The organism is Trichocoleus sp. FACHB-40 (genome assembly GCF_014695915.1).
GTDB classification, from domain to species: domain Bacteria; phylum Cyanobacteriota; class Cyanobacteriia; order Cyanobacteriales; family FACHB-T130; genus Funiculus; species Funiculus sociatus.
The window spans coordinates 34,504-40,978 of the sequence record NZ_JACJPF010000117.1; the positions used below are offsets into that span (position 1 = coordinate 34,504).

A 6,475-nucleotide genomic window follows, 5' to 3' on the forward strand; every position below is an offset into this window, starting at 1 on the left:
GTGGCGGAGAACTACTCCAGACTGTAGAGAGATTTTACCGGGAAAGCGATCGCTTTCATTAAAATAACAACACTTCTTGTCGTTAATTTTGAAGCAATGCGCCTTTCATTTCTTTTCGGCTCCACCCTAGCTGTAGCAGCAAGCATCTGGGGAATTGCCCATCCCTCGGCTGTCGCAATTCGACTGGCAGATGGTACAGTTTCTTTTGACAAGTCGCCCCGCCTGGTTAATGCTTCCACTACCTTTGAAACTGTTAATGTACCGGGAGCTACCTATTATTTCACCGTCAGCTTACCAGAAAATGCTGGTGAACCGCTTCAACGGATTGCGATCGCTCAAAATCAAGGATTTGATGACATTCGATTTCGACTCAAAGATAGCGTAGCATTTGAAGGCACTCCTGAGCGCAAAGGTGAGAAGCTAAGACTCAAAGCAGTGACAAAGGACGACAAAACAGGCACCATTACTGTCACCTTCGATCTCCCAGTACCTCCGGGTAAGACTGTTACGATTGGACTCGATCCAGTACGCAACCCCTGGACTAGCGGTGTCTACCTGTTCCGAGTTATAGCTTTTCCAGCCGGGGAGAAAGCTTATGGTTTAGATTTGGGTGTGGGACGCTTGCACTTTTATTCGTCGTTCTAGAAAAAAATTGTCCTCTTTGCGATCGCCTCAAAACCAGATTTCACTAACAAAACTCTCAAAATGTAGCTTTTAAAACCAATTGCCCTATTTTCCGGATACGCTCTTATTGGCAATGTAGCTGTTTGAATTACCTGCATAGAATGGGTAAAATTGCAAGCGGTTAATGCTTTTATTACCATATTTCAAGATCACTATGGCTCAAATTTACGTCAATCCAGTAACTGGCAATGATAACGCTGCTGGCAGTCAGTCAGCGCCTTTCAAAACGATTAGCAAAGCTCTCACTCAAGCTCAATCCGACACAACAATTCAACTCTCGGCAGGAAATTATAATGCAGCCAACGGCGAAGTCTTTCCCCTGAGAGTGCCATCTGGCGTAATAGTTATCGGTAATGAAGCTAATAAAGGCAGTGGCATTTTAATCGAAGGTAGCGGAACCTACAGCAGTCCCAACTCTTCTGGCGGACAAAACGTGACAATGGTTTTAGGAAATAATGCCCAACTGGTAGGAGTAACCGTTACCAATCTCTCTAGCCGTGGCACTGCCGTCTGGATTGAATCGACTGCCCCCACCGTGAAGAATTGCACCTTTATTAATAGCAAACGCGAGGGAGTTTTTGTTACAGCCAATGGTACTCCAGTAATCAGAGGTAATCTGTTTACGCAAAACCTAGGCAATGGTATTTCCTTGGCAGGGGATGCCAGAGGCGAAATCCGGGGTAATACCTGTAAGAATACAGGTTATGGAATTAGCATTGCTGAACGTGCCGCACCCCTAGTTATAGATAACCAAATTTCGGAAAATCGCTCTGGGATATTCGTGTCTGGTGATTCTCGCCCGAAACTGCGGAATAATCTGAGTGAACGAAATACTGACGATGGACTAACAGTAATTACTACAGCTTTACCAGATTTAGGTACTAACTCCGATCCTGGGGGAAATATCCTGCGGTATAACGATAAATTTGATTTGCAAAATACCAGTTCTAACAAGCTGGTTGCTGTGGGAAATCAGATGAATCCGGCTAAAGTTCAGGGAAATGTGGAGTTAGTTAATAATCAAACTCCCCCCGTCGATACAACAGGCGGTGGTGGCGCAGGTGGTGGCGGCGGAGCAGGTGATGGAGCAGGCGGTGGCGGTGGAGCAGGCGGTGGCGGTGGAGCAGGCGGCGGAGCAGGTGATGGAGCAGGTGGCGGAGCAGGCGGTGATACTGTAGTTGAGTTAACCGACATTGCCGGACATTGGGCTGCTGCCTTTATTCAGGAATTAGTCGAGCAGAATATTATCAGTGGTTTTCCCGACAAAACCTTTAAGCCTAATGCGAGTATGACACGGGCGCAGTATGCCGCCTTACTGACGAAAGCCTTCAACCCACCTGCGAAACGAAATGCGATCGCTTTCGTAGATGTATCACAGACTTTCTGGGGCTTCAACGCAATTCAACAAGCTTATCGCGGCGAATTTCTCTCCGGTTTCCCTGACAGAACTTTCAAACCAAACCAGAATGTTCAGCGCGTACAAGTGATTGTCTCCCTAGTTAATGGGCTAAAGCTAACTGGTGGCGCTGCTACTGCCCTAAACACCTTTGACGACCGCGCTAGCATTCCTGATTATGCTAAAGATGAAGTAGCAACAGCTACACAAAAACGGATAATTGTCAATCAACCAAACCTTAAAAAACTCAACCCCACCCGTGATGCTACCCGTGCAGAAGTAGCAGCGATGGTTTATCAAGCTTTGGTAGATGCCAATCGTCTACAACCGATTGACTCACCCTTTATCGTTACTGGTTGATTCGTTCTCACCTGCGTTCCTAGGCTGCGGCCTGGGAACGCTATTAAGGAGCTTCTGCATCCCTTTCTTGAATGAAACGTAGACATTCCCAGGCTCAGCCTAAAACGAGAAATAGTGCCAACACTTTGATGCGATCGCGAAAGTTGACTTACCCTAGAGAAGGCTTTCTCATCCAGCTCATCAATTTCTGAAATGGTGGAACAACTCAAGCCTCGTTATTCTGTTGCCTGGATTAACAAAATCTCTGAAGTGCCTCAAGCCGAGTGGGATGCGATCGCTATGCCGCTGTTGACACCTTTCCTAGAATGGGATTGGCTCAACAATATGGAAACATCTGGCAGCGCTACGGCAAAAGCAGGATGGCTACCCAACCATCTAACTGTGTGGCGAGACAGAAACTTAATTGCTGCGGCACCCTTATATCTGAAAGGGCATAGTTACGGCGAATTTGTCTTCGATCATCAGTGGGCAGATTTAGCTCAACGCTTGGGCGTACAATATTATCCAAAATTACTTGGTATGTCTCCGTTTACCCCAGCGGAAGGCTATCGTTTTTTAATTGCACCAGGTGAAGATGAGGATGAGCTAACAGCGTTAATGGTAAATGCCATTGACCATTTTTGTTCTCAAAACCGCATTTCTGGCTGTCATTTTCTTTATGTAGATCCTCAATGGAAAATGGTGCTAGAACGTCACGGTTTCATGTCTTGGCTACATCACAGCTACATCTGGCAAAATAATGGGTTTAATACTTTTGATGATTACCTAGGCGCTTTCAATGCCAATCAGCGCCGCAATATCAAGCGGGAACGCAAAGCTGTGGAGAATGCAGGTTTGCACATGAAAACCCTAACTGGCGATGAGATTCCTAAACAGATGTTTCCGTTGATGTACACCTTCTACGCCGATACTTGCGACAAGTTTGGCTGGTGGGGGAGTAAGTATCTAACAAAGCGCTTTTTTGAGCAACTGCATTCTAACTATCGGCATCGGGTGTTATTTGTGGCGGCATACAATGAGCAGGATAACCGTCAACCAGCGGGAATGTCTTTTTGTCTCACCAAGGGCGACAAACTTTATGGACGCTATTGGGGAAGCTTACAGGATATTGACTGTCTGCACTTTGATGCTTGTTACTATACGCCGATTGAGTGGGCGATCGCGCACAACATCCAATCTTTTGACCCAGGTGCAGGTGGGCGGCATAAAAAACGTCGCGGTTTCCCAGCTACGCCCAATCACAGTATGCACCGATTTTACAATCCACGTTTTGGTCAAATTCTCCGCAATCATATCAACGAAATTAACAATTACGAACAACAAGAAATTGACGCTATTAACCAAGAGTTACCATTTGCTCAGCGTGATACCGACAAGCCAATAACTTTTGATTGAATTGCCATCTTGCATCTAAAGCAATCCTAAATCATTTATAAACTTCTCTCCTTGCATTTGCTCTGTGTACTGTGTGCCTCAGCGGTTCGTTTAAAAAAGTAGCTGTCATAAGTCAAAAACGATGACACAAGTCAACTTACCCCAAGCCATTGCCGTCAATATCCCACCGACACTAACCCTTACACTCACCCACGAGCAGTTCGTTGAGTTGGCGATCGCTAATCGAGATTTACAATTAGAGCGCACTGCTACAGGAGAGTTAATTCTTATGCCACCAACAGGAGGCGAGACAGGGAACAGAAACCTGGATATGGAAGGGCAACTCTGGTTGTGGAACCGTCAGACTAGACTCGGTAAGGCGTTCAACTCTTCAACTGGCTTTCATCTCCCCAACGGCGCGGATCGTTCTCCTGATGCAGCTTGGGTGCGTCAAGACAGATGGGATGCTCTTAGCCCCGAAGAACGAAAAAGCTTTGTTTCTCTTTGTCCTGACTTCGTGCTGGAACTACGCTCTGAAAGTGACAACATCAAACCCCTGCGAACCAAAATGAGGGAATACATGGAAAACGGAGCGCGTTTAGGTTGGTTGATTGACCGAAAAAACACGAAGGTGGAAATTTACAGGCAAGGCCAGGATGTGGAAGTGTTGGATAATCCTGTAACTTTGTCAGGTGAAGATGTTTTACTTGGGTTTGTTCTAGATTTAACTGAAGTTTGGAATTGACAATATTAAGTTGCGTAATTTGTGGATAAACTTTTACCACACATAAAATAATAAGTCAAAACACAGAGTATGAGCAATTAACTAAGTTTGCTGTAGAGCAATAGAAGGATTTAGAGGAATCAGTCGCTAGGCGTTAGCATCAGATGTTAGGTAATAGCGGATAGACCGCAAAAAAAAGAGAGAAGGCATTAAACTGAAAATAGGTAGAAAAATAGTGTGTGGATGATGCCTGATTTTGTATGAATCAAATTGATTTAACTTTAGCGGCAATTGATGATAAGCTTTCCAAGCGTTTTATTAACTTAGATCCGGGCGGATATTTTATTATTTACCTGGATCGGGAAGCTGGACAAATTTGTGCCAAACATTTCACCAATATAATTAGCGATCGCGGTTTAGCCGTCGATCCAGAAACCGGGAAACCCATCCCCGTAAGAGGCAAGGTGGAACGTACCCACGCAGCGCTATTTACTGGGAGAACCGCTAAGGAACTTTGCGTCAAAATTTTTGAGGAAACTCAGCCCAGCCCGGTGACAATGCTGGATCATGCAGCTTATCTGGGGCGAGAATTTGTTCGGGCTGAGTTGGCTTTAGTTAATCGGCAGGAGTACGTTCAGGATTAGCCGGAGAAGCCTTGATAGAAGAAGTAAGTTGCCATCGGAATCACGGTGGCGGCAATCAGTAAGCCAATTACCCAAACGGTAGCGTTGTCAGTGTCAGTTTCTTCTGCGGTTTTAAAAGTTCTGGCTACCTTAACCGTATCTGTGACTTGAGGGGGGCCTGGGTCTGGCTCTCCTGAGAGTACAGCAACTAAGCGATCGCTTGCATCCGCTAAAGCTTGATTGTATTTATTACCTTCCCGCAATGGCACCTGTACAGTTTCAGAAGCAACACTCTTGGCAATCTCATCTGTCAGCACAGACTTTACCTTGTCGCCGCTGCGAATCGCCGCATCGTTAGTCAGGCTATCGATAACCAGTAAGGTTTGATTAGCTTGCGCTTCTTCTGTGGGAAACCATTTTTCAAACAGCTGATTAGTGAAACTTTGCACTGTTTCCCCGTAGTCAAGGCGGTGGATAGTCACAAATCTCACCTGATTTCCGGTAGTTTTAGCTAAATCGTCTAGATTTTTGCTAATTGCGCCTTCGTTTAGACGGCTGAGGACTTCAGCTTTATCGAGAATCCAAGCGCGATCGCCTGCGGTAAGATTAGGAATTTGATAAACGCCTGTAGCGTTTGCTGGTGCCGCTACCAGCCCCAATACCAAAACTATTAGGGCGATAGGCAGTATCCGCCTGAAGATTTGCTTGAGGAGTTGTCTCATTTGATGAAATTACAAAAATAACGTTTAACAAAAATATTACATAAACCCCTGTAAAACTCACTATAAATTAGTCGGACGTGTTACGTTTAAAAAAACCTTTTGAGCGCTATTGTCTGGTATGAGCGTGCTAGGTTAAGGAAAATATTCTTGTAGTCGCTCTGGATGGTGTCAGTTATGAGTTCGCCAGAAATTTACAAGGGTTGGCTCATCGAAGCAAGACCAGTGTTCTGCGTCCAAGTTTGGAGTGCTGGCGGCGAGTGTATTATACCCGTTCATAACGCTAAGACAGAGGAAGAAGCCCTCTCCTTGGCAAAGCGCTGGATTGATATGCAATCACAACCGGAAAATACTCAGCCGAACCCGTTCGATCCTTTTTCCACTGATAGCGACTACGACGACGATATTCCATTTTGAGCTTAAAGAGCCAAGCGATCGCGCTTGAGAATATTGGCTACGGCATCGGTGCCGTTTGCTACACGGGTGGTGCTAAACAAGTAATGATGCATTGTAATCATGCACAAAATACCAAATGGCACCAATGTGATTCTCTAAGGACTTGGAAAACGATAAGGTTTTTCGGACTAATCGAGAC

7 protein-coding genes and 1 pseudogene are annotated in these 6,475 nt (G+C 45.5%); 6 read left to right on the forward strand and 2 right to left on the reverse strand.

Annotated elements, in window-relative coordinates; all coding sequences use genetic code 11:
• Positions 1-96 precede the first annotated feature (96 nt).
• From H6F63_RS28320 to H6F63_RS28340, 5 genes are all read left to right on the forward strand, one after another.
• Positions 97-645 (forward strand): DUF2808 domain-containing protein, encoded by a 549-nt coding sequence (locus tag H6F63_RS28320; RefSeq protein WP_190640603.1) that lies wholly within the window; start codon positions 97-99, stop codon positions 643-645.
• Positions 646-838: 193 nt separating this feature from the next.
• Entirely contained in the window at positions 839-2,440 is a 1,602-nt protein-coding gene (locus tag H6F63_RS28325) for a DUF1565 domain-containing protein (protein ID WP_190640604.1), read from the forward strand.
• Between the two features lie 192 nt (positions 2,441-2,632).
• Positions 2,633-3,835: a GNAT family N-acetyltransferase gene (locus tag H6F63_RS28330; RefSeq protein ID WP_190640605.1), complete on the forward strand. Its 1,203-nt coding sequence runs from the start codon at positions 2,633-2,635 to the stop codon at positions 3,833-3,835.
• Between the two features lie 121 nt (positions 3,836-3,956).
• On the forward strand, positions 3,957-4,559 hold the full coding sequence (locus H6F63_RS28335) for a Uma2 family endonuclease (RefSeq protein ID WP_190640606.1): 603 nt from the start codon (positions 3,957-3,959) through the stop codon (positions 4,557-4,559).
• A gap of 239 nt (positions 4,560-4,798) precedes the next feature.
• Positions 4,799-5,182: a DUF4346 domain-containing protein gene (locus tag H6F63_RS28340; protein ID WP_190640607.1), complete on the forward strand. Its 384-nt coding sequence runs from the start codon at positions 4,799-4,801 to the stop codon at positions 5,180-5,182.
• On the opposite strand, the gene H6F63_RS28345 is transcribed toward H6F63_RS28340, so the two are convergent.
• Positions 5,179-5,883: a TPM domain-containing protein gene (locus tag H6F63_RS28345; protein WP_190640608.1), complete on the reverse strand. Its 705-nt coding sequence runs from the start codon at positions 5,881-5,883 to the stop codon at positions 5,179-5,181. The genes H6F63_RS28340 and H6F63_RS28345 overlap by 4 nt on opposite strands.
• Positions 5,884-6,057: 174 nt before the next feature.
• On the opposite strand from H6F63_RS28345, the gene H6F63_RS28350 reads away from it, so the two are divergent.
• The gene (locus H6F63_RS28350; RefSeq protein WP_190421086.1) at positions 6,058-6,297 is read left to right on the forward strand and encodes a hypothetical protein; all 240 of its coding nucleotides are present in this window, start codon (positions 6,058-6,060) and stop codon (positions 6,295-6,297) included.
• Between the two features lie 72 nt (positions 6,298-6,369).
• On the opposite strand, the pseudogene H6F63_RS28355 reads toward H6F63_RS28350, so the two are convergent.
• Positions 6,370-6,475: pseudogene (locus tag H6F63_RS28355) on the reverse strand (IS1 family transposase); the annotation flags it as partial.

What these genes read in the sequence shown, in the direction of transcription:
- H6F63_RS28345 (WP_190640608.1), bottom strand. Translation starts at nt 5,883, where the DNA reads ATGAGACAACTCCTCAAGCAAATCTTCAGGCGGATACTGCCTATCGCC.
- H6F63_RS28320 (WP_190640603.1), top strand. Translation starts at nt 97, where the DNA reads ATGCGCCTTTCATTTCTTTTCGGCTCCACCCTAGCTGTAGCAGCAAGC.
- H6F63_RS28325 (WP_190640604.1), top strand. Translation starts at nt 839, where the DNA reads ATGGCTCAAATTTACGTCAATCCAGTAACTGGCAATGATAACGCTGCT.
- H6F63_RS28335 (WP_190640606.1), top strand. Translation starts at nt 3,957, where the DNA reads ATGACACAAGTCAACTTACCCCAAGCCATTGCCGTCAATATCCCACCG.
- H6F63_RS28340 (WP_190640607.1), top strand. Translation starts at nt 4,799, where the DNA reads ATGAATCAAATTGATTTAACTTTAGCGGCAATTGATGATAAGCTTTCC.
- H6F63_RS28350 (WP_190421086.1), top strand. Translation starts at nt 6,058, where the DNA reads ATGAGTTCGCCAGAAATTTACAAGGGTTGGCTCATCGAAGCAAGACCA.
- H6F63_RS28330 (WP_190640605.1), top strand. Translation starts at nt 2,633, where the DNA reads ATGGTGGAACAACTCAAGCCTCGTTATTCTGTTGCCTGGATTAACAAA.